This is a genomic window from Rhodococcus tukisamuensis NBRC 100609 (assembly GCF_001894985.1).
GTDB lineage: Bacteria > Actinomycetota > Actinomycetes > Mycobacteriales > Mycobacteriaceae > Rhodococcus_G > Rhodococcus_G tukisamuensis.
In genome coordinates this window covers 159,017-185,319 of the sequence record NZ_BCXG01000007.1, presented here as the reverse complement: position 1 = coordinate 185,319, position 26,303 = coordinate 159,017, and the positions used below count along the sequence as shown (strand labels likewise).

At 71.3% G+C, this 26,303-nt stretch carries 18 protein-coding genes and 2 pseudogenes; 12 read left to right on the top strand and 8 right to left on the bottom strand.

Features of this window, described 5'->3' with window-relative positions; all coding sequences use genetic code 11:
* Positions 1-20: 20 nt before the first annotated feature.
* The 7 genes from RT2_RS10630 to RT2_RS10600 form a co-directional block, all read right to left on the bottom strand.
* Entirely contained in the window at positions 21-1,145 is a 1,125-nt protein-coding gene (locus tag RT2_RS10630; protein ID WP_072844745.1) for an NDMA-dependent alcohol dehydrogenase, read from the bottom strand.
* Positions 1,146-1,262: 117 nt separating this feature from the next.
* The gene (locus tag RT2_RS10625) at positions 1,263-5,477 is read right to left on the bottom strand and encodes a TIGR02680 family protein (RefSeq protein ID WP_072844744.1); all 4,215 of its coding nucleotides are present in this window, start codon (positions 5,475-5,477) and stop codon (positions 1,263-1,265) included.
* A gap of 12 nt (positions 5,478-5,489) precedes the next feature.
* A complete protein-coding gene (locus tag RT2_RS10620; protein ID WP_083577302.1) occupies positions 5,490-6,953 on the bottom strand; it encodes a TIGR02678 family protein in 1,464 nt (487 codons plus the stop codon).
* Positions 6,950-8,401, bottom strand: coding sequence for a TIGR02677 family protein (locus RT2_RS10615; protein ID WP_092776032.1), 1,452 nt, complete (start codon positions 8,399-8,401; stop codon positions 6,950-6,952). Before RT2_RS10615 ends, RT2_RS10620 begins: the two co-directional genes overlap by 4 nt.
* Before the next feature lie 200 nt (positions 8,402-8,601).
* Positions 8,602-9,306, bottom strand: a complete 705-nt coding sequence (locus RT2_RS10610; RefSeq protein ID WP_072844825.1) for an MspA family porin — start codon at positions 9,304-9,306, stop codon at positions 8,602-8,604.
* A gap of 135 nt (positions 9,307-9,441) precedes the next feature.
* A complete protein-coding gene (locus RT2_RS10605) occupies positions 9,442-10,584 on the bottom strand; it encodes an MFS transporter (protein WP_072844742.1) in 1,143 nt (380 codons plus the stop codon).
* Positions 10,581-11,498, bottom strand: a complete 918-nt coding sequence (locus tag RT2_RS10600) for a PAC2 family protein (protein ID WP_072844741.1) — start codon at positions 11,496-11,498, stop codon at positions 10,581-10,583. Before RT2_RS10600 ends, RT2_RS10605 begins: the two co-directional genes overlap by 4 nt.
* 51 nt (positions 11,499-11,549) lie before the next feature.
* On the opposite strand from RT2_RS10600, the gene metH reads away from it, so the two are divergent.
* The 10 genes and pseudogenes from metH to RT2_RS25095 all read left to right on the top strand — a co-directional run bounded on the left by metH (position 11,550) and on the right by RT2_RS25095 (position 22,487).
* Positions 11,550-15,119, top strand: a complete 3,570-nt coding sequence (metH, locus tag RT2_RS10595) for a methionine synthase (protein ID WP_072844824.1) — start codon at positions 11,550-11,552, stop codon at positions 15,117-15,119.
* A complete protein-coding gene (locus tag RT2_RS10590; protein ID WP_072844740.1) occupies positions 15,112-15,819 on the top strand; it encodes an HAD family hydrolase in 708 nt (235 codons plus the stop codon). Before metH ends, RT2_RS10590 begins: the two co-directional genes overlap by 8 nt.
* Positions 15,820-15,842: 23 nt before the next feature.
* Positions 15,843-17,354 (top strand): ABC transporter substrate-binding protein, encoded by a 1,512-nt coding sequence (locus RT2_RS10585; RefSeq protein WP_092776038.1) that lies wholly within the window; start codon positions 15,843-15,845, stop codon positions 17,352-17,354.
* Positions 17,355-17,358: 4 nt separating this feature from the next.
* Positions 17,359-18,306 carry an ABC transporter permease gene (locus RT2_RS10580; RefSeq protein ID WP_072844739.1) on the top strand — a complete coding sequence of 316 codons (948 nt, stop codon included), beginning with the start codon at positions 17,359-17,361 and terminating at the stop codon, positions 18,304-18,306.
* 68 nt (positions 18,307-18,374) lie between these two features.
* On the top strand, positions 18,375-19,214 hold the full coding sequence (locus RT2_RS10575) for an ABC transporter permease (protein ID WP_174556695.1): 840 nt from the start codon (positions 18,375-18,377) through the stop codon (positions 19,212-19,214).
* Between the two features lie 11 nt (positions 19,215-19,225).
* A complete protein-coding gene (locus tag RT2_RS10570) occupies positions 19,226-20,857 on the top strand; it encodes a dipeptide ABC transporter ATP-binding protein (RefSeq protein WP_371851158.1) in 1,632 nt (543 codons plus the stop codon).
* Positions 20,858-20,884: 27 nt separating this feature from the next.
* Positions 20,885-21,166: a phosphoribosyl-ATP diphosphatase gene (locus RT2_RS10565; protein ID WP_174556694.1), complete on the top strand. Its 282-nt coding sequence runs from the start codon at positions 20,885-20,887 to the stop codon at positions 21,164-21,166.
* 53 nt (positions 21,167-21,219) lie between these two features.
* Entirely contained in the window at positions 21,220-22,071 is an 852-nt protein-coding gene (gene hisG, locus RT2_RS10560) for an ATP phosphoribosyltransferase (protein ID WP_072844736.1), read from the top strand.
* A gap of 84 nt (positions 22,072-22,155) precedes the next feature.
* Positions 22,156-22,245: pseudogene (locus RT2_RS26815) on the top strand (pentapeptide repeat-containing protein); the annotation flags it as partial.
* Positions 22,242-22,487: a pentapeptide repeat-containing protein gene (locus RT2_RS25095; protein ID WP_218019047.1), complete on the top strand. Its 246-nt coding sequence runs from the start codon at positions 22,242-22,244 to the stop codon at positions 22,485-22,487. The pseudogene RT2_RS26815 and the gene RT2_RS25095, both read left to right, overlap by 4 nt.
* A gap of 74 nt (positions 22,488-22,561) precedes the next feature.
* On the opposite strand, the gene RT2_RS10545 is transcribed toward RT2_RS25095, so the two are convergent.
* Positions 22,562-24,004 carry a WS/DGAT/MGAT family O-acyltransferase gene (locus RT2_RS10545; protein ID WP_072844735.1) on the bottom strand — a complete coding sequence of 481 codons (1,443 nt, stop codon included), beginning with the start codon at positions 24,002-24,004 and terminating at the stop codon, positions 22,562-22,564.
* Positions 24,005-24,975: 971 nt separating this feature from the next.
* Between RT2_RS10545 and RT2_RS10540 the strand changes: the two genes are divergently transcribed.
* Positions 24,976-25,218, top strand: a complete 243-nt coding sequence (locus RT2_RS10540) for a hypothetical protein (RefSeq protein ID WP_092775993.1) — start codon at positions 24,976-24,978, stop codon at positions 25,216-25,218.
* 539 nt (positions 25,219-25,757) lie between these two features.
* A pseudogene (locus tag RT2_RS10535) lies at positions 25,758-26,240 on the top strand (ATP-binding protein); the annotation flags it as partial.
* Between the last annotated feature and the right edge of the window lie 63 nt (positions 26,241-26,303).

Sequence of the window (26,303 nt, the reverse complement as noted above, 5' to 3'; positions counted from 1 at the left end):
CTCCGTTGGTCGGTCGGCGGTCAGTAGTCGGCGTCGGTGAACTCGATGACGCCGCGCAGGTTCCTGCCTGCCAGCATGTCGTCGTAGCCCTGGTTGATCTCCTCGAGCGTGTACGTCCGGGTGATCAGCTCGTCGAGTTTCAGCGCGCCGCTGCGGTACTCGTTGAGCAGGGCCGGGATCTGAGTGCGCGGCCCGATGCCGCCGAAGATCGCGCCCTGCAGGCGCTTCTGCAGCAGGGTCAGCTCGAACAGGCTCAGGGTCACGTTGGTGTCGGCGTAGTCGCCCATGCCGACCACCACGACGGTGCCGCCCTTGGCCGTGATGCTCATCGATGGCGCGATGATGTCGCCGGTGATCTCGCCGACGGTGATGACCGTGACGTTGGCCATCTCGCCCCAGGTGATCTCGCCGATCGTCGCGGCGGCCTCCTCGATGGAGGCGAAGGCGTGGGTGGCGCCGAACCGGATCGCCTCGGTCCGCTTGAACTCGACCGGGTCGATCGCGACGACGAACCGGGCGCCGGCGGCGTGCGCGCCCTGGACGGAGTTGATGCCGACACCGCCGACCCCGACCACCACCACGGTGTCGCCGACCTTGGTGCCGCCGGCCTCGGTCGCCGATCCCCACCCGGTGGCGACGCCGCAACCGAGCAGCGCCGCCGACTTCAGCGGAATGTCGTCCTCCACCTTGACCAGTGACGCCTGGTTGACCGTGATGTAGGGGGAGAAGGTGCCGAGCAGGCACATCTGCGTGAGACCCACGCCGTCCATGGTGACCCGGTACGACTTGTCGGCGATCGAGAGCCCGGTGAGCAGTCCGGCGCCCTCGTCGCAGATGTTCTGCAGGCCCATCGAACACGGCTTGCACACGCCGCAGGCCGGGATGAACGCGGTGACGACGTGGTCGCCCTCGGCGAGCCGGCTGACGCCCCGGCCGACCTTCGTGACGATGCCCGCGCCCTCGTGACCGCCGATGACGGGGAAGGGGATCGGGCTGTGCCCGGTGCGCAGGTGGTGGTCGGAGTGGCACATTCCGGAGCTGGTCAGGCGAACCTGGACCTCGCCGTCCACGGGATCCCCGAGGTCGACCTCCTCGACCTTCCAGTCCTCGCCGACACCACGGAGTACAGCTGCCTTGGTCTTCAAGATTGCTCCTTCTGTGTCCCAGCTCACATGGTTGTGATGGGGCCACGTTAGGTGCAGTTGGTGACCTGTGTCACGTGCGCCGCGCCACGGGGACGCGTGAGCTGCGCAGGGAGCCGCCTACGCCTGCGCGAACTCGAGTCCTCCCTCTGCCGGTGCGAGCATCCGCCGTCGCAGCGGCGAGCCGAGCGCCCGCGCGAGGTCGGTGCCGTCGTGTTCGGCCAGCAGTTCGCCGCCGGACCACACCAGCAGCGCGGCGCTGACGGTCTGTTCCGCCGTCGAGTGCGCCAGGTCGTAGTGCGCGCACCCCGGGACCCCGGCGTAGGTCACCCAGAGGTCGTACCCGGTCATGAACAGGTCCAGGTCGAACTGCACGCTCAGCCCGAGCAACTCGCTGCGGCCGTTGTCGTCGACACCCGCGAACGCCTCGTCGAGCCCGAGCAGCCGGGGGGAGTGCGGGTCGGCGGACGAGAGCATCACGTGCGCCGCCGCGAACAGGGGCAGGTGCAACGACACCGACTGCTCGCCACCGGAGAGCGCGCCGTGCCTCGCCACCGTCAGCCGGTCCTCGCTGCCGTCGCCGCCGATCAGGGTGAACGAGAACACCCGCCAGCGGCGGTAGTCCAGGGCCGTCGACAGGATCTCCGGGTAGGACCGCTCGGGGTGCGCGGCCCGCGCGATCCGGATCTGCGCAGCGAAATGCGCACGCATCGTGGCCAGTTCGTCCGGGCCGAGGCCCGACGCGTCCCGGTCCAGCAGCTTCGAGATGGCCCGCGAGTTGTCGTCGAGGTTGTCCGCCAGCACCCAGTGCACACCGATGGTGCTGCCGGAGGACATGCGCCGCTCGCGCATCTCCGCGCCCATCTGGCCGATCAGCTCGCGGGCGTCGACGGTCCGCTCGTGGATCTGCTGCGCCAGCCCGGTCAGCAGCGCGTCCTCGAGGATGCGCCGCTCGGACTCGGTGAGCAGCTGCTCCTGGTCGGCCCGCGCGCCGCCGATCCGGGCCGCGAACTCGCCGATCGAGGAGTAGCCCTGCTCGTCCTGCACCCGCACCGTGGTCAGACCGTCAGGTGCGTCCCACTGCAGCCGGTAGTCCTGGCCGGCCGCCGCGAGTTGCGCGTCGAAGTCCTGCAGCGCGGAGGTCAGGGCCGTCCGGGTGGCCTTGCGGGCGCCGTCGCTGACCTTGACCGACGCGGTCGCGTCCGCCATCGCCGAGTGCAGCGCGTGCACCTCGGGCGGCAGCACCGACGCCCCCGAGCCGGGGCCGTCCTCGTTCTGGATGCGGTACACCAGCTGGTCGGCGCTGAGCCACGCCGCCGCACTCGCGGGCCAGGAGTGGGTGTCGGTGACGCCGATGAGCTCGAGCAAGTCACGGCGCGCATAGGGGGCGAGCCGGTCTGCGTCGGCGCGTGCCTCGGTGAGCGCGCTGCGCAGGGTCTCGACCGCGGTGTGGTGGGCGCCCGCGGACTTGCCGATCTCCTCGACCGCCGAGTCGCTGGCCTTGCGCGCCGCCCGCTGCTCGACCTTGCACTCCTCGATCCGCGCCCGGGCCTTCTCGAGGTCCGCGTCGATCTGGTCGGCGTTCGCGCCGAGCAGGTCCCGGAGCATGTCCAGCCGCTGCACCTGCTGGGCGTAGCTCTCCTCCGCGATCGCGGACTCCTCGGCATGCTCCTCGGCGATGCCGCGCGCCTCGGCGTGCCGGTCGTCGGCCTCGCGCAGGTGCTCCACCTCCTTGGCGTGCTCGCGTCGGCACCGCAGCACCAGTTCGCCCTGCTTCTCGAAGTGCCCGATGGCGGCCGCCAGGGAGTCGAGGTCCCGGGCCAGGTGCGGGGTCCGGTGCGCGACCGCCGTGGACCGCAACGCCTTCTCCTTGGCGCCGAGGTCGGCGATGGCCTGGTCCAGCTCCCGCTGCGACGACGCCGCGGCCTCGGAACGGGTCCGCAGCGCGCCCGCCGACTCCGTCACCGCCTTGAGCGCGGCCAGCACCGGCGTGGCGCGCGGCAGCGACTTCGCCGCCGCTGCCACCGCCGTGATCAGCTCGGCCGTTCCGCGTTGGGTGTGCAGGGCGGCCTCGCGGGCTGCCTCGGCGGCCTCGAGGGCGGCGTCCAACTCGGCCAGCCGCAGCTCGCGGCGCCGCGCCCGGGCGGTCGCGCCGATGTACTCGGCGTCGGTCTTGGTGTGGCGGCCCTGCTGCACGCCCTGCCAGAACCGGCCGTCGTGTCCGACCACGACGGCGGCGTCGGTCCAGCCGGACTCCTCGCCGACAGTATTCTCGGAGCCGGACTCCTCGGCGGCTGTGCGCAGCGAGATCGACGCCAGCAGCGCCTCGACCCGACCCTCGGCGACGCCGGCGTCGGCCTCGACCAGCAGCACGTCGGCCAGCGTCGGGCCGGCGGGGCGGCGGCCGGCGGGCAACGGCACCAGGTACTGCTCGGACGCCGCGTCCGGCGCCTCCTCGCCGCCGTACACCCAGCCGTCGAGCAGGTTCGCGGCCTGCAGCGCCGACTCGACGCCGGCGGCGACCGCGGGGTCCACGTCGTCCGCGAACCGCACCAGCCGCCACAGCGGGGCGCCGGACAGGTGCTCGCGCGAGCCGGTGCGGGCCGCGAAAGCCGGTGGTGCGTCGTCGCTCTCGGCGGCGATCCGGTCACGGTCGGCGGTCAGCGCGGCCACCGTGGCCGCCGCCTGCGCGGCGTCCGCGCCGGCCTGCTGACGCCGGAACCGGACGGCGTCGAGGCCCTCCTCGGTGTGCTCGGCCAGCAGCGTGGCCAGGCTGGGGGACTCGTCGTCGCCGACGTCCGCGACCGCGTCGTGCAGGGCCACGAACATCTCGCTCGACACCCCGATCGACGCATAGGTCGCGGAGTTGCGGGTCCACCACGTGCGCAGCGCCTTCGCGCACTCGGACCGGGCCAGCTGGGCGCCGGCCTCGGCCTCCACGACCGCGGCACGGGCGGCGTCCAGCAGCTCCCGGCCGCGGTCCGCGGCGCGGTCCGCGCGGGTGCGTTCGGTGCTCGCCTTGTCGACGGTGGCCAGCGCCTCCCGGACCACCCGGACGTCGCCGTCGCGCTCCTCGGCGTGCCCACGCACGGCGGCGGTGAGCTGGTCGGTGCGCGCGGCGTCGGGCAGCGGCGTCCAGACGATGCCGGCGTCCTCGGCGGCGGACTGCAGTTCGTCCTCGGCCCGGGCCAGGGCCGCGGTGGCGGCGGAGACGGCGGCGGCGGAGCGGTCCGACTCGCCGGCCCGCTGCTCGAGGCTGGCCTGCGCCTTGCGGGCCTTGTCCGACTGCTGCTCGGTGGAGAGCTTGAGCTGCGCGACCACCGCGGCCAGGTCGTCGAGTTGCTGCTTGCCCTCGTACGCGCCGGAACGCTGCAGCGTCTCGAGGTCGGACCGGCTCTGCTCAAGGTCGCGTTCGGCGGCGGTCAACCGTTCCTCCGCCGCGAGCCGCTCCTCCTGGCGCCGGGCCTGCAGGGCGGCGGCGTCGAACAGCGTGCCGATGCCCTGCTCGACGGACTCGAGCCGCCGGGAGACCTGTTCGACGTCGGCGCGGGCCTGCTGGCGCAGGTACTTGCGGTACACCGTCACGAAGTCCTGTGCCGCCTGGTCGGCCGCCGCGAGACCCTCGAGCGCGCGCCCGACCTCCTCCATGTCGCTGAAGGACCGGGCCGCCTCGAGCACCAGGTGCTCGTCGAGCGGCCGGAGACCGTCGGTCAGTGCCTGGGACAGGCCCTTCGGGTCGAGGTTCTTCGCCAGCTGCGGGCGGCGCAGGGTGAGGATCAGGTTGATCAGCTGGTCGTACCGCTCGGCGCCGAGGCCGAAGAGCCGGGCGTCGATCGCGGCCCGGTAGTCGGTGGGACGGTCGGTGAGCGCGTCGGTGCCGAGCTGGTCGGCGAGCTGGCGCTTGGTGAGCGGGCGGTCGTCGCTGCCGAGCAGCGAGAAGTCCACTCCCACTCGGCCTTCGGCGACGAAGTGCCACCGGGTGACCTTGTCGTTCTGCCGGGTGGCGCGCATCCCGATGCCCACCGTGACGGCCTCCGGGTCGTCCTGCGGCCCGCGGGCGAACTCCATCCAGACGTACGAGTGTGCGCTGTCCTGTCCGCGGTAGAGCAGGTTGGACTTCATGGTCCGTTCCTCGCCGGCGAACGGGTTCAGGCGGCGGGGCTCGATGCGGCCGTCGAGGACGAACGGGAACAGCACCTCGAGCGCCTTGGTCTTGCCCGAGCCGTTGGGCCCGCGCAGCACCAGCCGCCCGTCGGCGAAGGAGAACTCCTGGTCGCGGTAGTCCCACAGGTTGATGATCCCGGCCCGGGTGGGACGAAAGCGCGCGCGTGCCATGCGAATCTGCCTCTACTTCTCTGCGGGGCTGGAGTCGGTGGAAGGGATGGGGTCGGTGGAACGGAACTGCGGGGAACCGGACTGCGGCGAGCCGAGCTCTGGGGATGCGGGGTGCACGTCGAACAGGTCGGGCTGTGCGGCGCGCTCACGGACGGTGACCACCACGCCGCGGTACCGCGCCAGTGCGGGCAGCGCCAGCACCCCGCCGTCGGTGCGCCGCACCAACATCTGCTTGTCCAGCAGCTCGACCGCACGGCGCCGCAGCCCGTCCGGGTCCGCCTGCCACTGCGCGGCGAAGGTGCGCCCGAACCGTCGGATCAGCTCGGCCACCGCCGCGTCGATCCAGCTGTCCTCGATCAGCGGGTACCGCGGCGGCTCCCGGTACTCGGTCTCGGCCGCCACGGCGTCGGTCTCCGGCTCCTCCGGTTCGTCCGCGAGCCCGCGGAAGATGCCGGCGTCCGGGATGGCGGAGTCCAACTGCGCCACCAGGTCCGAGTGCCGGGACTCGGGCAGCGGCAGCCGCACCGGCTCGGGGGCATCCGGATCGAGCACCCGGTCCGCGATCTCCCCGGCCAGCAGCAGGGCCACCTGCGCGACGGTGCCGGTGCTGGGGAACCTCAGGTCCGAGAGCCGGCCGGACGAGTCGATCAGGGTGATGCCCTCGGCGCGGCGCTCGGCGACCAGGCCGGTCAGCTTCTCCACGTCCGCGGCGGTGCGGGGCAGGGCCAGCTGGAGGGCCTCGTCGTCGTCGAGCTCGGCGGCGTACACCACGGGCCGCTCCACCAGTGCGCGGCGCACCCGGCGGGCGGTCTCCCGGACGTCCGTGGCGTGTTCGGCGTTCGGCGGCGCGTCGGCACCGCCGGCCACCAACCCCTCGACGGACACCAGGTGCTGCAGTGCCCGGTGCGGCCGGAACAGCGCCACCACCACGGAGCGGTCGATGTCGTAGAGCGCTTCTCCCGCAGCGGGATTCGCGGCCCACCCGGTGGCGTCGCCGTCGGCGAGGGCGATCGCGCCGCGGGCCGTGAGCCACCCGACGGCGTCGACGAAGGCGTCCCGGTCCGCGGCCCGCTCGGTGGACAGGTCGACGCCGTCCACCTGGGCGGCGTCGGCGGCGACGTGGTCGGCGAGCTCGGAGAGGGTGATCTGGTTGCCCGCACGTCCCAGGGCCGCGAGGCACAGCGCCAGGTAGGCATACCGGTGCCGGTCGAAGTCGCGGTCGGTGCCGGTGCGGGCGGGGGAGGTGGCGTCGAGCCGGTCCGCGACGGTGAACAGCCGGGCCGTCGTCTCGGTGACCTCGAGCCGGTACCCGAACAGCTCGAGCAGGTCGTCGCGCAGTTCGGTGGCCCAGCGGCGCAGCAGCGGCAGCGCAACCCGGTCCGGGTAGGTGGCGGTGACGAGGTGGTTGGCCAGGATCACCCGGGCCGCACGCTGGTAGGAGTCCAGGGCCAGCGGTGAGATCTCGTGCGCCCTCACTGCACGCTCACCCGCAGCCCGTCCAGGTGCAGGCTGCCGCGCGCGGTCCGGACGGTCGTCGACTCGGTGTGCGGGGTCAGCGTCAGCCGCACCCCGCTGTCCGAGCCGGTGGAGCTGGCCACCCGGCCGCTGACCGGCACCCGCGCGGTGAGCGCGGCGTTGAGCAGGCTGAGCAGCACCTGCGTCTCCTGTTCGTCGAGGGTCCGCTCGTAGACGCCGCCCGCGGCGAGGGACGCGGCGGCGACGCTGCGGGCCCGCTGCTGGTCGAGTTGGCGCTCGCGGAGACGGCGGATGCCGGCGTCGTTTCGCTGCACCCGCCCCGGCAGGCCGGTGGAAGGCGTGCGCCCGGTCTCGGCGAGGGTGCGGGAGATCTCCACCGGCGGTGCGTCCCACCAGGACCGCGACTGCGGGATGACGTCGGCGTCGGGATGGAGCATCGACAGGTGCCGCGGCTGGCCGAGGTCGAAGACGGACCGGTACAGCGCGTGCGCCGCGTCCTCGGTGGGGGTCGCGGCGAACCAGCCGGCGAGGTGGCGCAGCTGGCTCTCTCGGCTCACCCCGCCGCGGCGGGTCTCGGTCACCCGGCGCAGCAGCGCGAGTACGGCCGCGATGGCGCTCATGGTGCCCTCACGCAGCCGCTCGGACTCGCTGAGGCCGGCCTCGGCGGCGACGAACCACTGGGTCAGGCCGCGCCAGCGCGCGGCCCAGTCCGCCTCCCGCTCCTCGACCGGCAGGAACATCCGCTCGTCGCTCGCGGCGGCCCGGGCGAGCAGCCGTTCGATGCCGGTTGCCTCGACCTCGGCGATGGCGCGCGCGATCTTCGGCGCGTACCGGGCCAGGTCGGAGCTGAACTCCCGCATGTGGGTCAGCAGCGCGTCCTTGTGCGTCAGGAACGATTCCGGGGTGATCTCGGTGGTGCGCACCAGGTCGCCCAGCGTCAGGTAGAACTGCGCGGCGCGGGCGGCCATCTCCGAGAGCGTCGAGTCCAGGCGGTTGAGCTTGCGGTAGATCAGGTCGCCGTCCGCCGCGCGGTTGGCCTCCGCCAGTTCGTTCATGTCGGCCAGCAGGTCGGGCAGGGCCAGGCGGGAGAGCGAGGCGTCGTCGCCGCGGGCGCCGAGCACGTCCTCGACCGCGCGGAAGGTCTGGTAGCCGAGCTGGCTGAACTGGTAGACGAAGTGCCGGTTGCGGTACTCGGCGAGGGTCGCGGCGCGGGAGCCGTCGTAGCTTCGTTCGAGCACGCCCCACTGGTGCAACTGTTCGAGCAGGGGGCCGATCTCCGCGGCCGTCAGCCGGCCGGCGGGGTCGTCTGCCGCGATCGTGGCCAGCCGGTCGGCAACCTCGGCGCCGTGCAGGAGCACCACGTAGTTCGCCCGGGCATGGTCGAACGCGCGCAACACCCACAGGTAGTCCGCCCGCTTCTCCGCGGTCGCGAAGGAGAACAACCGCAGCCGGTCGTCGCGGACGAACGTGTCACGGGTTGCCAGGTCGGCGGTACCGGAATCGCTCACCGGGAACAGCCTAGGGGAGCGGGACACTCGCGTGGTCAACCGGCAGGGAGCGCGTGTCCCGGAGCGGGTCGACGGCCCGGAAACGCAGCGCGTCCCGGGACCGTGACGGTCCCGGGACGCGGTCGGACACCTTCGGGTGGCTACAGCGGGACCGGCATACCGTAGGTCATCACGATGTTGCCGTCGGCGGTCTCGAGTCGCGCGTAGGGGCGGATCGTGGTCTGCCCGATCGCTCCGGAGACGCTGCCCTGCACCCCGCCGATGCGGATCTTTGCCCCCGGTCCGTCGAACATCTTGTCCTTGACCACCGGGACGTCGGTGATGCCGCCCGGCTGGAGGTCGAAGATGAAGTTCTGCTGCGGGATGATGTCGCCGAGAAGTTGCCCGCGGTTCTCGAACCCAATTCCCAGAGCGAAGTCGTCGGTGACGTCGCCGAGGGCGATGACGTCCTTGTGCTCCAGTTCGAACCCGAGGCCCGGGGTGTTGAGCTGGATGGAGGCGCCGGTCAGGGCGACCGGGTAGCCGACCTGGTAGCCGAAGGTCAGCTTGCTGCCCTTGGCGTCCGCCGCGCCGGGACCCTCGATGCGGGCCTGCGCGTAGCCGTTGTGGAAGAACTCCCGGCTGAGCGGCGAACTGTCGAGCGGTGGGACGATCTGGATCGAGGTGTCGCCCTGGCTGACTTCGAGCCGGTTGCCGTGGTCGTCGAAGATGCTGTTCGCGTTGTCGACTCCCGCGGACGCGGTCCCGCCGCCGAGCGTGATCCCTAGAAGTGCTGCGCCCGCAGCGGCGAGCGCACGGGTGGCATTTACCTTGCGATTTCGACGTCGCTTGCGATTATCCGTCATGAAATCATCATCCGTTCGGTCGCGTTCCGAGGTGCCCAGCACCTGGTCACCAGTTCAATGATGGATCCCCGATCTGGGTCAGACGCTAGTGGATGACGGCCGAGTGCGCGCGCCTTTGCCCACCGGACCCGCCGGTCAATTCCGTTCCGGTGCGGCGGTGTGTCCGTTTCGCGGCATCAGCAGCGGCGCCAGCACCGCGAGCGCCGTCGTCGGCACCAGGAACGCCGCGGCCGGGCTGACCGAGTACAGCGGCGTCAGCAGCAGCGGGGCCAGCGCACCGCCGCCGAACCTGAAGGCCTGCACAACCGACACCGCGCCACCCCGGTTGGCGCCGGTGCCGGCGAGGATCGAAGCGTTCACCCCGACGAGGACGAGCTGCGAGGCCGCGCCCGCCAGAGCCCAGGCCACCGCGACGACGGCGAGCGAGCCGACCAGTCCCGAGGCGATGACCGTAGCGGCACCGCCGATCGAGCCGACCAGCACCGCGGTGCGCGCCCCGTACCGGTCGATCAGGTCGCCCACCGGCCGCGCGACCAGCATGCCGACGATGCCGAATCCGGTGAGCAGCAGCCCGCGTGACGCGGGTTCGAGGCCGAATGCGTCCTCGGCCCGGAACGCGATCAGGAAGTTGACGCCACCGAGGGCGCCCCAGCCGAGCAGCGACACCACGCCGATCCGCAGCACGGTCGGCCTGAGTGCGTCCCGGAGCCGGGGCGGCGGGCCGGTGGTCGCGTGCTCGCTGCTGGCGGGCAGGCCCGCCGCACCCAGCGCCAGCGCGACCGCCGCGATGACGACGAAGGCCAGTCGCCACTCGAACTCCGCGGCCAGCCCGCCGACGATCGGTGCGGTGGTCATGCCCGCGGCCTGCAACGCACCGAAGGTGCCCAGGGCCCGGCCCAGTTTGGCGCGCGGGGTGACCGCGGCCAGCGCGGCGAGCAGCAGCGGCGTGGTGAAGGCGTTGCCGGCGCCCTGCAGCACCCGCCCGGCGAGGAACACCTCGAAGGTCGGCGCCAGCGCGCACAGCAGCGAGGCGAGTACATAGCCGCCGTAGGCGACCCGGACGGTGCGCAACCGGCCCCACCGGGCCCCGTAGGTGCCCGAGATCAGCATCAGGGCCGCGAACGGCAGCAGGTACGCGGTCACCGTGGACGCCGCGGTGGCGGCGCTGACACCGAGGTCTGCGCCCATCTCGGGCAGCATGCTGATGACGACGCCACCACCGAACGGCCCGAGGAACCCGCCGGCGTAGAGCGCGCCGCGTTGAAGTCGAGATCTCACAGACCGCCGAAACTCCCGGGCCCACGCCGCCGCAGGTACCGCTCGAACTCGGCGGCGATGGCGTCACCGTCGATCTTCGAGATCACCTCCGAGATGTCCACCTCCGCGTCGCCGCGCTCCTCGAGCGAGCGGACGTACTCGCTGATCTCCTCGTCGTCCTTGGTCATCTCGGTGATCGACTGCTCCCAGTCCTCGGACTGGGCGGGCAACTCCGCGAGCGGCACCTCGACGTCGAGCACGTCCTCGACGCGCTGCAGCAGCGCCATCGTGGCCTTCGGGTTCGGCGGTTGCGAGACGTAGTGCGGTACCGCGGCCCAGAACGAGATCGCCGGGACCCCGGCCTTGACGCACTCGTCCTGGAGCACGCCGGTGATCCCGGTGGGCCCCTCGTACCGCGTCTGTTCCAGGTTGAACCGGGCCGCCGACTCGGAGTTGTACGCGGTGCCGGTCACCGGGACCGGGCGCGTGTGCGGGGTGTCCGCCAGCAGTGCGCCGAGGATCACCACCGTGCTCACGCCCAGGTCCTCGATGATCTCGAGCAGGTCGTCGCAGAAGCTGCGCCAGCGCATGTTCGGCTCGATGCCGCGCAGCAGCAGGACGTCCCGGTCGCTGCCGGGCGGCGAGCACACCGAGATCCGGGTGGCCGGCCACTCGATCTCCCGGGTCACCCCGTCGACCTGCCGCACCGTGGGCCGATTCACCTGGTAGTCGTAGTAGTCCTCCGAGTCGAGCTCCGCGAGAGGGCGCGCGTCCCAGATCAGCTCCAGGTGCTCGACGGCGCCGCTGGCCGCGTCGCCCGCGTCGTTCCAGCCCTCGAACGCAGCGACCAGGATCGGATTTCGCAGCACCACCGCGTCGCCGTCGGGGGAGGAATGACGGCCGTCGGGCGTGACAGGGGGTTCGCTTGGACTCACCCACCCAGCCTACGACCAGGGTGATTTAGTCCGCCCACTACTGTGGACACCATGTCTACCCCATTCAATTCCGGCCTGTTGGATGCGCTCACGCGGCGCGTTGTCATCGGCGACGGTGCGATGGGAACGATGTTGCAGGCAGCGGACCTCACCCTCGACGACTTCCTTGGGCTCGAGGGCTGCAACGAGATCCTCAACGAAACCCGGCCTGACGTGCTGCGCGGCATCCACGCCGCCTACTTCGAGGCCGGCGCCGACGCCGTGGAGACCAACACCTTCGGCTGCAACCTCCCGAACCTCGCCGACTACGACATCTCCCACCGGATCCGTGACCTGTCCGAGCGGGGCACCCGCATCGCCCGCGAGGTCGCGGACGAGATGGGCCCGGGCCGCGACGGCATGCCGCGCTTCGTGTTCGGGTCCATCGGGCCGGGCACCAAGCTGCCGACCCTCGGCCACGCGCCCTTCGCGGTGCTGCGCGACGCCTACGCCGAGTGCGCGCTCGGCATGATCGACGCGGGCGCGGACGCGATCCTGGTCGAGACCTGCCAGGACCTGCTCCAGGTCAAGGCTGCGATCATCGGCAGCCAGCACGCGATGGACCAGGCCGGTCGTCGGATCCCGATCATCACCCACGTCACCGTGGAGACCACCGGCACCATGCTGCTGGGCAGCGAGATCGGCGCGGCCCTGACCGCGCTCGAGCCGCTCGGCATCGACATGATCGGTCTCAACTGCGCCACCGGGCCGGACGAGATGAGCGAGCACCTGCGGCACCTGTCGAAGCACTCGACGCTGCCGGTCTCGGTGATGCCGAACGCCGGCCTGCCGGTGCTCGGCCGCAACGGCGCCGAGTACCCGCTGACCGCCGACGAACTTGCGGTCGCGTTGAGCGGCTTCGTCTCCCAGTACGGGCTGTCGATGGTCGGCGGCTGCTGTGGCACCACCCCCGAGCACATCACCGCGGTCGCCGAGGCGGTCCGCCTGGTCGAGAAGGCGCAGCGCACCCCCGCGCCCGAACCCGGCACCTCGTCGCTCTACGCGTCCGTTCCGTTCGAGCAGGACGCCAGCATCCTGGTGATCGGCGAGCGCACGAACTCCAACGGCTCCAAGGGTTTCCGCGACGCGATGATCAGTGGCGACTACCAGAAGTGCATCGACATCGCGAAGGATCAGACCCGCGACGGCGCTCACATGCTGGACCTGAACGTCGACTACGTGGGACGCGACGGCGCACTGGACATGGCCGCGCTGGCCAGCCGGCTCGCGACCGCGTCCACGCTGCCGATCATGCTCGACTCCACCGAGCCGGAGGTGCTCGCGGCGGGTCTCGAGCACCTCGGCGGCCGCAGCGCCGTGAACTCGGTGAACTACGAGGACGGCGCCGGCCCGGACTCCCGGTTCCAGAAGATCATGCGGCTGGTCAAGGAGCACGGCGCCGCCGTGGTCGCCCTGACCATCGACGAGGAGGGCCAGGCCCGCACCGCCGAGCACAAGGTCCGGATCGCGCGGCGGCTGGTCGAGGACATCACGACCAACTGGGGCCTCGCCGAGTCCGACATCATCATCGACGCGCTGACCTTCCCGATCTCCACCGGTCAGGAGGAGGTGCGCCGCGACGGCATCGAGACCATCGAGGCCATCCGGCAGCTGCACGAGATGTACCCGGAGGTGCACTTCACGCTGGGCATCTCGAACATCTCGTTCGGGCTCAACCCGGCCGCGCGCCAGGTGCTCAACTCGGTGTTCCTGCATGAGTGCACCGAGGCCGGCCTGGACACCGCGATCGTGCACGCGTCGAAGATCCTGCCGATGGCCCGGATTCCCGACGAGCACCGCGAGGTGGCCCTCGACCTGGTCTACGACCGTCGCCGCGAGGGCTACGACCCGCTGCAGCGGCTGATGGAGCTCTTCGAGGGCGTCTCCGCGGCGTCGGCGCGCGAGACCCGGGCCGAGGAACTGGCCGCGCTGCCGCTGTTCGAACGGCTCGAACGGCGCATCGTCGACGGCGAGCGCAACGGGCTCGAGCCGGACCTCGACGCCGCCATGACCGAGGTCCCGCCGCTGGCGATCATCAACGAGACGCTGCTCTCGGGCATGAAGACGGTCGGCGAACTGTTCGGCTCCGGCCAGATGCAGCTGCCGTTCGTGCTGCAGTCCGCCGAGGTCATGAAGGCCGCGGTGGCGTACCTGGAGCCCCACATGGAGGCGTCCGACGAGGACGGCAAGGGCCGGATCGTGCTGGCGACCGTCAAGGGCGACGTCCACGACATCGGCAAGAACCTCGTCGACATCATCCTGTCCAACAACGGCTACGAGGTGGTCAACCTCGGCATCAAGCAGCCGATCGCGACCATCCTCGAGGCCGCTGTCGACAAGCGCGCGGACGTCATCGGCATGTCCGGCCTGCTGGTGAAGTCGACCGTGGTGATGAAGGAGAACCTGCAGGAGCTGAACTCCCGCGGGGTCGCGGAGCAGTTCCCGGTGCTCCTCGGCGGCGCGGCCCTGACCCGCTCCTACGTCGAGAACGACCTCGCCGACGTCTACGACGGTGAGGTGTCCTACGCCCGCGACGCCTTCGAGGGGCTGCGGTTGATGGACGACATCATGTCCACCAAGCGCGGCGGCGGTCCGGACCCGGACAGCCCGGAGGCGTTGGCGGCCAAGGAGAAGGCCGCCGAGCGCAAGGCGCGGCACGAGCGGTCCAAGCGGATCGCCGAGGCGCGCAAGGCCGCCGAGGTCCCGGTCGTGGTGCCCGAACGGTCCGACGTGGCAACCGACGTGACGCTGCCGACGCCGCCGTTCTGGGGAACCCGCGTCGTCAAGGGCATCGCCGTCGCCGAGTACGCGGGGCTGCTCGACGAGCGCGCCCTGTTCCTGGGCCAGTGGGGCCTGCGCGGCCAGCGGGCGGGCGACGGACCGACCTACGAGGACCTGGTGGAGACCGAGGGGCGCCCGCGGCTGCGGTACTGGCTGGACCGGCTCGCCGCCGACGGCATCCTGGCGCACGCCGCGGTGGTGTACGGGTACTTCCCGGCCGTCTCGGAGGGCGACGACATCGTGGTGCTCACCGAGCCGGAACCCGATGCGCCGGAACGCTTCCGGTTCACCTACCCGCGTCAGCAGCGGGACCGGTTCCTGTGCATCGCGGACTTCGTGCGCTCGCGCGCCGCGGCCCGCGAGACCGGGCAGGTGGACGTGCTGCCGATGAACCTGGTGACGATGGGCCAGCCGATCGCGGACTTCGCCAACGAGCTGTTCGCCTCGAACTCGTACCGTGACTACCTCGAGGTGCACGGGATCAGCGTGCAGCTGACCGAGGCGCTGGCCGAGTACTGGCACCGCCGGGTCCGCGAGGAGCTGACCCTGCCCGACGGCCACAACCTCGCCGAGCAGGACCCCGCCGACGTCGAGGAGTTCTTCAAGCTCGCCTACCGCGGCGCCCGCTACTCGTTCGGCTACGGCGCCTGCCCGGATCTCGAGGACCGGGTCAAGCTGGTCGCGCTGCTCGAGCCGGAGCGCATCGGGGTGAAGCTGTCGGAGGAGCTGCAGCTGCATCCCGAGCAGTCCACGGACGCGTTCGTGCTGCACCACCCGGAGGCCAAGTACTTCAATGCCTGACCTGGTACTGGCGGACCCGGCGGTCGTCGGGGTCACGCTCGAGGGTGTGCTCTGGGACATGGACGGCACGCTGCTCGACTCCGAGAAGCTCTGGGACGTGGCGATGGGCGAGCTCGCGACCGAGCTCGGCGGGGTGATGACCGAGCAGATGCGGCACGCGGTCCTCGGCGCCTCCGCGCCCGACGCGCTGGCACGGATCTTCGCGGCGCTGGACCTGGACCCGACGCCCACCGCGGTGGCCGGCGCGGGGGACTGGATCAACGCCCGCGTGACCGAGCTGTTCGCACTGGGCATCCCGTGGCGGCCGGGGGCCCGCGACGCGTTGCGTGCGGTCCGGGCCGTCGGGCTGCGCACCGCGCTGGTGACGAACACCGAGCGTGAGCTCGCCGAGCAGGCGCTGGACACCTTGGGGCGCGAGCACTTCGACGTCACGGTGTGCGGCGACGAGGTGCCCAGCGGCAAGCCGCAGCCGGACCCTTACCTGCGGGCCGCGGCCCTGCTGGGTCTCGAGCCGGCGCAGTGCCTGGCGATCGAGGACTCGCCGACCGGTGCGGCGGCCGCCGTGGCCGCCGGCTGCGCGGTACTGGTGGTGCCGTGCGAGGTGGACGTGCCGACGGGTCCGCGCCGGGTGCACCGGACCACGCTGGAGGGCATGGGCGAGTCGATGCTCGCCTCGGTGTGGCGCGCCGCGCACGCCTGACCTGGGGTGGCAAGATCGCACGCATGACAGCGCGGCGGGGCGGACGGCTGGCGGCTGCCGTCGCCCCGGCCGTCGCCGTGGTGGTGCTGGCGACGGGGTGCTCGGCGGGCGCCGGGCTCTCCGGGTCCGGCGGCCCGGACACGCTCACCGTCGCGCTCACCGCGAAGCCGGACAACCTCGACTTCACCCGCACCGCGGGCGCCGCGATCCCGCAGGCGTTGCTGGGCAACGTGTACGAGGGTCTGGTCCGGCTCGACGACAGCGGCGTGATCACCCCGCAGCTGGCCGCCTCGTGGGCGGTCAGCGACGACCGCACCGTCTACGACTTCGCCCTCCGCGAGGACGTGGTGTTCAGCAACGGGGACGCCTTCGACTCCGGCGACGTCAAGTTCAGCATCGACCGGGTCAAGACCGAGTGGACGGCCAACTCGCCCGCCACGATGGCGGTGGTGGACCGGGTCGAGACCCCGGACCCGCACGTGGCGAGGGTGGTGCTGCGGCGGCCGAGCAACGAGTGGCTTTTCGCGATGACCGGCCCGGTCGGCGCCATGTTCACCCCCGACGGCGTCAGTCACCTGGCCACCACCGCGGTCGGGACCGGGCCGTTCACGGTGGCGCGGTGGAACCCCGGCTCGGAGCTGGTCCTCGCGGCGAACCTCCGGTACTGGGGGCCGGCGCCGGGGATGAAAACCGTTCGGCTGCGCTACTTCGCGGACGCCACCGCCCAGGCCAACGCGATGCGCAGCGGGGGAGTCGACGTCGTCTACAGCCTGGGTGCGCCGCAGCTGCTCGCCCAGTTCGCCGGTGACAACCGGTTCCGGGTCACCCAGGGCACCACCAACGGTGAGGTCACCCTGTCGATGAACGGCGCGGTCGCGCCGTTCGACGACGTGCGGGTGCGCCGCGCGGTCATGTACGCGGTGGACCGGAAGTCGGTGCGGGACACCGCCTATGCGGGATACGGCGAGCTGATCGGGTCCATGGTCCCGCCGACGGACCCGTGGTACGAGGACCTCACCGGCGTCTACCCGTTCGACCCGGACCGGGCGCGGGCGCTGCTCGCCGAGACGGGCACCCCGAACCCCGTGGTGCGCTTCAGCGTTCCCAACCTCCCGTACGCGAGCGCCGCCGCGCAGGTGGTGGCGTCGCAGCTGCAGCAGGTCGGCTTCGACGTGCGCACCGAGCCCGTCGAGTTCCCCGCGGTCTGGCTGGACAAGGTTTTCGCCCGCCACGACTACCAGATGTCGGTGATCCAGCACTCCGAGCCGCACGACATCGTCACCTTCGCGAATCCGAAGTTCTACTGGGGCTACGACAATCCGGAGGTGACCCGCCTGGTTGCCGAGGCCGACGCCGCCGACGAGGCCGGGTACGTCGAGCGGATGCGGGAGGTGGCGAGGACCGTCACGGACGACGCCGCCGCGGACTGGCTGTTCCTGTTTCCCCTGCTGGTGGTGGCGGACTCGGACCTGACCGGGCTGCCCCGCAACGCCACGAGCCTCGCGCTCGACCTCGCACCGGTGCGGCGCGGGTAGCGCGATGGCACTCGCACTGCTCCGGCGGCTCGGGATCTTCGCGATGACCGCCGCCGTCGCGTCCGTGCTGGTGTTCGCCTTGCTCTCGGTGCTGCCCGGCGACCCGGCCCGGATCGCGCTGGGCGTGCAGGCCGACGAGGCGGACGTGGCCCGCGAACGCGTGGCGATGGGCCTGGACCGGCCGCTGTACCGGCAGTACCTGGACTGGGTCGGGGGGATGCTGCACGGCGACCTGGGCACCTCGTACCTCACCCGGCAACCGGTGGGCCCGGAGATCTTCGACCGGCTGCAGGTGACGCTCTGGGTGGTCGCGGCGGGCATGGTGGTCGCGCTGGTGATCGCGCTGCCGCTGGGGGTGGCCGCCGCGGTCCGCAGCCGCCGGCCCGACGGCGTGCTGATCGGCGGGATCAGTCAGGTCGGCATCGCGATCCCCGCGTTCCTCGCCGGCGTGCTGCTCTCCACCGTCTTCGCCGTCGAGCTGGGCTGGCTGCCGTCCAGCGGCTGGCAGGCGCCTATCGAGGGGATCGGCGCGTTCCTGTCCTACCTGGCCCTGCCCGCGCTGGCGCTCGGGCTGGTGCAGGGGTCGGTGCTGACCCGGTACGTGCGGTCGGCGGTGCTCGACGAGATGGGCAAGGACTACCTCCGCACGGCGCGGGCCAAGGGCCTGACCCGGACCCACGCGCTGCTGCGGCACGGCCTGCGCAACGCGGCGATCCCGGTCGTCACGGTCGCGGGCCTGCAGCTGACCACGCTGCTGATCGGCGCGGTGGTGGTCGAGCGGGTGTTCGTGGTGCCGGGACTGGGCAGTCTGCTGCTGGACAAGGTGAGCCAGCGGGACATGGCGGAGGTGCAGTCCATCGTGATGGTGCTGGTCCTGATGGTGCTGCTGCTGAACCTGTTGGTGGACATCGTGTACACGGCGATCGATCCCCGCATGCGGAGCGCGGCATGAAACGGCATGCGGAGCGCGGCATGAAACGGCATGCGGAGCGCGGCATGAAACGGCATGCGGAGCGCGGCATGAAACGGCATGCGGAGCAGGGCGTGAAGCGGGCGTCCGGCAGCCTGGTGGCGGGAGCGCTGCTGATCACCGGGGTGCTCCTTGCGGCGCTGGTCTCCTTCGTGTGGACGCCCTACGACCCGACCGTCGTCGACCCCGCCGCCCGGATGCTGCACCCGAGCGCGGCGCACTGGCTCGGCACCGACGACTTCGGCCGCGACATCTTCAGTGCGCTGCTGGTGGGGGCGCGGACGACACTGCTGGTCGGGTTCGTCGCGACGGCGATCGCAGCGACCCTGGGCATCCCGGTCGGGGTGGCCGCCGGCCTGCGGCCCGGTCGCACCGACGAGGTCCTGATGCGCGGGAACGACGTGCTGCTGGCGTTTCCGGCGCTGCTGCTGGCGATCGTCTTCGCGGCGGTGTGGGGTGGCTCGACGGTGACGGCGATGGTCGCGCTCGGCCTCGGCTCGGCGCCGTCGTTCGCGCGGGTGGCCCGGGCCGGCACCCGGCAGGTGGCCGCCCACGACTACATCCTGGCCGCCCGGGCGGCGGGCCGGCGGCCGGGGGCGATCGCGCGGCGGCACGTGCTGCCGAACATCTCGAGCGCGCTCATCGTGCAGGCGTCGGTGACCTTCGCGATCGCGGTGCTCGCCGAGGCGGCGCTGTCGTACCTGGGGTTCGGCACCCCGCCGCCGACGCCGTCGTGGGGGCGGATGCTGCAGGAGTCGCAGCCGTACCTGTACCTGCAGCCGGCGGTGATGCTGTGGCCGGGACTGGCGATCGCCCTGACTGTGCTCGGGTTCAACCTGCTCGGCGACGGGCTGCGGGACCGGCTCGACCCGAAGTCGGTGCGGCAGTGACGGCCGGGACCCTGCTCACCGTCGCCGACCTGACGGTGCGGACGGGTGACCGGACGCTGCTCGACGGCGTCGGGTTCGCCCTGTCGGCGGGTGAGCGGCTGGGGCTGATCGGCGAGTCCGGGTCCGGGAAGTCGCTGACCGCGCTGAGCGTGCTGGGGCTGCTGCCGGACGAACTGCACGCGAGCGGGTCGATCGTCGTCGACGGCGGGCCCGGGAACCTGGTGGGCGCGCCGGAACGGGTGTGGACGTCGCTGCGCGGCGACGACATCGCCATGGTGTTCCAGGAACCGATGACCGCGCTGAACCCGCTGATGCGGGTGGGGCGGCAGGTGGCCGAGATGATCGAGCTGCACCAGCGTGGCACCGACCGCGCCGGCCGGCGCGCCGCGACCCTTGACCTGCTGGCGTCGGTGAACCTGCCGGACCCGGCGCGGATAGCCCGCTCCTACCCGCACGAGCTGTCCGGCGGGCAACGGCAGCGGGTGCTGATCGCGATCGCCATGGCGAACCGCCCCCGGGTGCTGATCTGCGACGAGCCGTCGACCGCGCTGGACGTGACGGTGCAGGCGCAGATCCTGGACCTGATCGACACCACGGTCCGCGACCACGACACCTCGCTGCTGTTGATCACCCACGACCTGGCCGTCGTCTCCCAGCTGTGCGAGCGGGTGCTGGTGATGCGCGACGGCCGGATCGTCGAGTCCGGCCCGGTGGCCGAGGTGTTCGCCGACCCGCAGCACCCGTACACGCGGTCGCTGCTCGACGCCTCGACGCTCGGTCCAGGCAGCTCGGCGTCGGGTGAGCACGCCGTCGCCTCGCCGGAGGAGTCCGGGCCGGCGCCGGTGTTCAACGAGCAGCCGCGGCCGCTGGTGTCGGTGCGCGGGCTCGGCCGCACCTACCGCGGTTCGCGGTCCAGTCTGCTGCGTCCGCCGGAACCGGTGCACGCGCTGGCCGACGCGTCCTTCGACATCGGCCCCGGCCAGCGCTTCGGGGTGGTGGGAGAGTCCGGTTCCGGGAAGTCGACGTTGATCCGGCTGCTGTGCGCCCTGGACACCCCCACCACGGGTTCGATCCGGTTCGGCGGGCAGGAGGTCGCCGGCGCACCGGAACGGGACCTGCGCGGGTTCCGCCGCGACGTGTCCATCGTGTTCCAGGACCCGATGGGCTCGCTGGACCCGAGGATGCGGGTGGGCGAGATCGTGGCCGAGCCGCTCACCGACCGGACCGGCGCCGCGGCGAAGGTGGCCGAGATGCTCATCGCGGTGGGCCTCGAACCCGACATGGCGCGCCGGCATCCACACCAGTTCTCCGGCGGCCAGCGTCAGCGGATCTCGATTGCCCGCGCATTGATCACCAGCCCCAAGTTCCTGGTCGCGGACGAGCCGGTCAGTGCCCTGGACGTGTCGGTGCGGGCGCAGGTGCTCGACCTGCTGGCGCGGCTGGTCCGGGAGTACCAGCTGACCCTGCTGCTCGTCTCGCACGACCTGGCGGTGGTGCGGCACGTCTGCGAGGTGGTGGCGGTGATGAACCGGGGCCGGATCGTGGAGTGCGGGCCCACCGAGGACGTCTACGAGCGGCCGCGCGACCCGTACACCCGGACCCTGATCGGCAGCGCGCCGATCCTCGGCCGTCCGGCAGGCTGAGTGCGCGGGTGGCGGCCCGTACCCACTGTGAAACAATCACGACCCGTGAAGACCTTCGAATCGCTGTTCGCCGAGCTGTCCGACCGTGCCGCCACCCGCCCCGAGGGCTCCAGCACCGTGGCCGCGCTGGACGCGGGCGTCCATGCCCAGGGCAAGAAGGTGATCGAGGAGGCCGGCGAGGTGTGGATCGCCGCCGAGTACCAGAGCGACGAGGAACTGTCCGAGGAGATCTCGCAGCTGCTCTACTGGGTACAGGTCCTGATGGTGGGGCGCGGTCTGAAGCTCGAGGACGTCTACCGACATCTGTGAGCCCCGCTCGCATTCCCGGTAGACCCCATTCGACCTTCCCGAAAGGAAGCACCATGCTGCGCGTCGCAGTCCCGAACAAGGGCTCGCTCTCCGAGTCCGCCGCCGAGATCCTCAGCGAGGCGGGCTACCGCCGCCGCACCGACTCGCGCGACCTCACCGTCCTCGACCCGTCGAACCAGGTCGAGTTCTTCTTCCTGCGCCCCAAGGACATTGCCATCTACGTCGGCTCCGGCGAGCTGGACCTGGGCATCACCGGCCGCGACCTCGCACTGGACTCGGCGGCCCCGGTCGCCGAGCGGCTGGCGCTCGGCTTCGGCCGGTCCAGCTTCCGGTACGCCGCACCGGCGGGGAAGGAGTGGGCGCCCGCGGACCTCGCCGGCCTGCGCATCGCCACCTCGTACCCGAACCTGGTCCGCGCCGACCTGGCCGCGCGCGGCATCGAGGCCACCGTGATCCGCCTCGACGGCGCCGTGGAGATCTCGATTCAGCTCGGCGTCGCGGACGCGATCGCCGACGTGGTCGGCTCCGGACGGACGCTGCGCCAGCACAACCTGGTGGCGTTCGGCGAGTCGCTGTGTGACTCCGAGGGCGTGCTGATCGAGCGGGAGGGGTCCGACCGCTCGGACAAGGCCCGCAACCAGCTGATCGCCCGGGTGCAGGGCGTGGTGTTCGCGCAGCAGTACCTGATGCTCGACTACGACTGCCCGCGCTCGCTCCTCGGCGAGGCGCTTCGCGTCACCCCCGGTCTCGAGTCGCCGACCATCTCGCCGCTCGCGGACGAGGCGTGGGTGGCGATCCGGGCGCTGGTGCCGCGCAAGGTCAGCAACGACGTGATGGACCAGCTGGCCGACATCGGCGCCAAGGCGATCCTGGCGTCCGAGATCCGGGCCTGCCGCGCGTTCTGAGCCGACAGACGAACGGCCCCGACCACAGGGTGTGGTCGGGGCCGTTGGTCTGTGTTCGAGGAACTCCGGTGAGTCAGTGACCTCTCCGATGCGGACCTGTCCGGCGTCGACCTGTCCCGCGCGGACCTGTCCAGCGCGGACCTGACCGTGCGGACCTCACTAAGGCGGATCTGAGCTCCGCGAAGCTGTCCGGCGCGAACCTGACCCGCACGCACCTGACCCGCACGGACCTGGCTGAGGCGGACTTGTCCCGCGCGGACCTGCTCCTCGATGTCCTCGGTGCTCATCGACCCGGCGGGTGCGACGTGCCCGGGGACTGCCGGTGTCGCCGATGCGTTCATGGGTGGACTTCCTTTGTTGGGGTTGCGAATTCGGTGGCGCCGGAGGAATTGCCGGTAGACGTCGTCAGATCATGAGGGCGGCGACACCGGCGCAGGCGATGGCGAACACGGCCACGAGTAGGGGCGGCCTGGATGTCGGTGCTGGGGTTCTACAGACCGACGGCGCGTTCGAGGGCGCAGAGTTCATCGTCGAGGTGGCCGAGCATCGGCTCGAGGCGGGGGAGGGCGCGTCGGCAGCCGGTCAGCCCGAACGCGATCTCGTCGTCGGTGCTGGTGCAGGTGATGTTCAGGGCCTGCCCGTCGACCGGGATCGACAGCGGGTACAGCGCGGTCAGGCGGGCGCCGTTCCAGTACAGCGGCGCGGCCGGTCCGGGCACGTTGGAGATCATCACGTTCGGGGGGCGGATCGGCCCGCCCACACCGAACATGCCCAGCGCTAGCGGGGCGACCCCGAGGGCGCTCATCGCGAGCACCTGGGTGCGACTGCGGGTGCGCATCGCCGCCTTGCCCTCGGTCATCGAGTCGCGCACGACCCGGAGCCGGCGGACGGGGTCTGCGAGGTCGGTGGCGAGGTTGCACGCCAGCATCCCGATCTCGTTGCCTACCTGGTTCTCATGGTGCTCGCCGCGCAACGAGACCGGCACCATCGCGATCAGCGGGTCGGCGGGCAGCGCATCGAGGTCACCCATGAAGCTACGCAGCGCACCGGAGCACATCGCGAGCACCACGTCGTTGACGGTGGCACCGGCGTGCTTGGCGACCAGGCAGAGGCGTTCGATCGGCCAGGACCGAGCGGCGAACCGGCGGGCGCCGCCGATCGGCACGTTGAGCATCGACTCGGGCGCGGAGAACGTGAGCGGTCCACCGCTTCCGCGGCAGGCGCGGTTGACGGTGCCGGCCAGAGCCGGAAGCAGGCCAGCGACCTCCCCGACGGTGGCGGCAAGCATCGGCACGAGAGCGGCGACCTCGCCGACCGCGCCCCGGGCGGCGCGCAGGGCCGCCGCCGGCAGGTCGAGCACCGCTGCGCCGGCCGCGGCCGGGTCGGAGACGAGTCCGAGTTCGGAGCGCTCGCGCACCGCAGGTTCCCAGGGCGCGGGCATACCGGACGCGGCAGGGTCCTCGCTGAGCACGCTGCGCAGCACCTTCATCGCGGACACGCCGTCTGCGAGGGCGTGGTGGATCTTCATGTACACCGCGAAACGGCCGTCACCGAGGCCTTCGATCAGGTGCATCTCCCACAGCGGCCAGTCCCGGTCGAGCGGTCCGGCGTGCAGGCGGGAGACCAGTTCGAGCAGTTCAGGAATCCCGCCGGGGGAGGGCAGGGCATCGTGGCTGACGTGATGATCGAGGTCGGCCTCGGTATCGGTCTCCCAGCCCCACTGCCCCAGCGAGGTCACCGACCGGCGGGCCCGCTTGCGCAGCAGAGGCGCCACCTTGCCGCGGGCGTGCGCCGCGTCGAGCATTGCCCGCACGTCAGCGGCGTCGCCGCCCTCGGGCGGCGCGAACAGCGCCAGGCCCCCGACGTGCATCGGATGATCGCGGGACTCGCCGAGCAGGAACATCGAGTCGGTCGGCGACATAGGGAGCAGCAAGGTTCAGCCCTTCCGTCAGCCCGTGCCGGACCGATCGCGGTCCTGTCCCCGGGGCCCGTGGTTGTGGCGTGTTCGTGTGTTTCCAGCGACAGCGACTCAAGGTGAGTCGGGTCACAATCGAATATCGACTGATGTCCTGTCTACATCACGGACGCGGGCCGACGCGACCAGTCGCGAGCCTAATTAGGCCTGGTAAGAGGTGTTTTCGGCACGGTCGTGCACCTTTTCGGCGGGGCGTTCAGGACGCACCCCACCCTGCAAACGGGTAGTCCGAAAGGTTGTAGGTGTCGCGGGGCGGAGGGACAACAGCCCTCGTGGGGGACGTCGGGGAGCTCACCGCGGTGGTGGCGGAGATCGAGAGTCGCCTGGCTGCGATGCGGGACAACGATCCCGGTCGTCGGGCGGTGCTCCGGGATCGGGACCGTGCAACGTTGTATCTCACTGTTGTGCGTGCCGGCCGAGCAGAATTGATCCCCGAAGCCCTCTACCGTGGCCTTCTTGCCCGAAACTCGCCCAGTCCGGAGTCGATTGCAGTCATTCGGCAACGCGCGACGCGGCCAGGGACGGCCGACGGACGCGGCGGATCGTGACGGGTGTTGGTGGTCTGTGTCCTGTTCTGCGCCTGCAGTATTCGGTCGCGCGGCTGCCGTTGCGGATCGTCGACGACATCGTGGTTAGCCGCCTACCCGCGCACTCTCCGCCACGGGTGGCCTACCGCCACCCGTTGCTCGTCCTCGACCGTGCCGCCTGCCGCCTGCTTGACTACCCGGCGGCGAGGGAAAGCGCGGAGGCGCTGGGCGAGGCATTGATCGTTGACCGCTACAGCTGCGATGACACGGAGCTCGCAGCGGTTGTCGCACTCGGTCGCAGTTACCGACGACGGCGACACCCGCATTTCCCGCCTGGTCGGTAACCGCCACACAGACCCAACTCATGCTCAGAGTTTGTAACCGATCGTGCGGAGCAGTGCCTTGCGGTCGACGACATCGGCGCTCGTCTCCACGCCGACGGGTGGGCTCGACTACATGGCGCCCCAGCTGCCGTTCGGCAACGGGGCCAGCGGGATGCGCACATACAACGGCAGGTCGGGATTCGGGACCTTCAGCCACCGAAAGGCAGTGCTGCTCAAGCAGTTCAAGCCCGACCCCCGGTTTACCTACCCGCCCTACACCGACCGGGCAGTCAAGCTGATCCGCCGGATGTACCGGGCCTGAACCGCGTAGCGGCAACGTACCGAGCTCGAGGCCTTGACGGTCACTCGATCAGCGACCTCTGTTGATCAGAGGCATGTGGGGCGATATCGCACCCCGTGAAACGGCTGACCCCCGTCGCGCGTCGGCCGCACCGACACAGCTGTGCCACCGCACGATCCGGTCCACCCGGGGTGTGAGCCACAGGCTGGACTCGAAATCCTCGACCGGCGGTGCGGATCCGCCCGTCGATCTGGTGGGCATCGTCGGTCTCGTCCGCGGCCGCGAGACCGCTGAACGGAAGTTGTCGTAGCGGATCTTCCGAACGGCACCCCACCGATGACGTTGAACGCGACGACGTGCCCCTCGATGAACGCCTTCTGGCCTTGTGAGGCGAACCGCGGTGGATCGCCTTGCCGGAGCAGGACAGCCTGAGGGTGAACAGGAAACATCTTGTCATCGTCCCGGCGAGGTTGACCCACACATCCCCGAAGTCGACCTCAGCCTCCGCGCCCGGCGGGTGATCCTGCAGCCCGAACGCGGCCTCGACCCGTGCGCCTGCCCTCGCCGGCTGCCACTGGGTGCGCACCGGCCAACCCTTGTGCCTGATCGGCGATTCCGGCGCCGGCAAATCGCATCTGCTCATCGGCCTCGGCACCGCGGCAGCGGAAGCCGGGTTCCGAGTCCGGTACACCCCGGCCACGAAACTGGTCAACGAGCTGGTCGAGGCCGCCGACGAGAAGCAACTGGCCAAGACCATCGCCCGCTACGGCCGGGTCAACCTGCTGTGTATCGACGAACTCGGCTACATGGAACTCGACAAACGCGGCGCCGAACTGCTGTTCCAGGTGCTCGCCGAGCGGGAGGAGAAGAACTCCGTCGCCATCGCGTCGAACGCGTCGTTCTCCGGCTGGACGAAGACCTTCACCGACCCGCGCCTCTGCGCGGCGATCGCCGACCGCGTCACCGTCGGCGGCACCATCATCGAAACCGGCACCGACAGCTACCGCCTCGCCCACACCAAAGCATCCATGCCCGCCACGTGACATATCACCAGCGCAGAGTGTGCGGCGACAAGCTCACCGACTGGAAACGCCGTTCGCCGCGCC

Coding starts and splice junctions, on each gene's coding strand:
- RT2_RS10575 (WP_174556695.1), top strand. CDS start 18,375: ATGAAACGGCATGCGGAGCAGGGCGTGAAGCGGGCGTCCGGCAGCCTG.
- RT2_RS10590 (WP_072844740.1), top strand. CDS start 15,112: ATGCCTGACCTGGTACTGGCGGACCCGGCGGTCGTCGGGGTCACGCTC.
- RT2_RS10625 (WP_072844744.1), bottom strand. CDS start 5,477: ATGGCACGCGCGCGCTTTCGTCCCACCCGGGCCGGGATCATCAACCTG.
- RT2_RS10610 (WP_072844825.1), bottom strand. CDS start 9,306: ATGACGGATAATCGCAAGCGACGTCGAAATCGCAAGGTAAATGCCACC.
- hisG (WP_072844736.1), top strand. CDS start 21,220: ATGCTGCGCGTCGCAGTCCCGAACAAGGGCTCGCTCTCCGAGTCCGCC.
- RT2_RS10580 (WP_072844739.1), top strand. CDS start 17,359: ATGGCACTCGCACTGCTCCGGCGGCTCGGGATCTTCGCGATGACCGCC.
- metH (WP_072844824.1), top strand. CDS start 11,550: ATGTCTACCCCATTCAATTCCGGCCTGTTGGATGCGCTCACGCGGCGC.
- RT2_RS10585 (WP_092776038.1), top strand. CDS start 15,843: ATGACAGCGCGGCGGGGCGGACGGCTGGCGGCTGCCGTCGCCCCGGCC.